This is a genomic window from Paraburkholderia sp. SIMBA_027, from assembly GCF_046535315.1.
GTDB lineage: Bacteria > Pseudomonadota > Gammaproteobacteria > Burkholderiales > Burkholderiaceae > Paraburkholderia > Paraburkholderia tropica.
In genome coordinates this window covers 1-251 of record NZ_JAWRWY010001206.1, presented here as the reverse complement: position 1 = coordinate 251, position 251 = coordinate 1, and the positions used below count along the sequence as shown (strand labels likewise).

The window sequence follows — 251 nt, the reverse complement described above, 5'->3', positions numbered from 1 at the left end:
CCAGGAACAGGTCGGATTGCACGGTCAACTTGCGCGCCACGTCCTTGCGCGGATCGTTCCAGGGCCGCGTCAATCCGCAGTCGGTCCACAGCTGGATGATGGCGGCTTCGTCCGCCGGATGGAAAGACCGGATGGCCAGTTCGGGATGCTTCATGCTTCGTTCCTCTCGATGGGAAAAACGAAGGCCGGGCGCTACGCCTCGATGGCTGGAAAGCAAAGCGCGCATGCCGCGCAAACAAAAAGGCCACGAG

1 pseudogene is annotated in these 251 nt (G+C 61.8%); it reads right to left on the bottom strand.

Annotated elements, in window-relative coordinates:
- Positions 1-154: pseudogene (locus SB764_RS42975) on the bottom strand (acetyltransferase GCN5); the annotation flags it as partial.
- Positions 155-251: the final 97 nt, after the last annotated feature.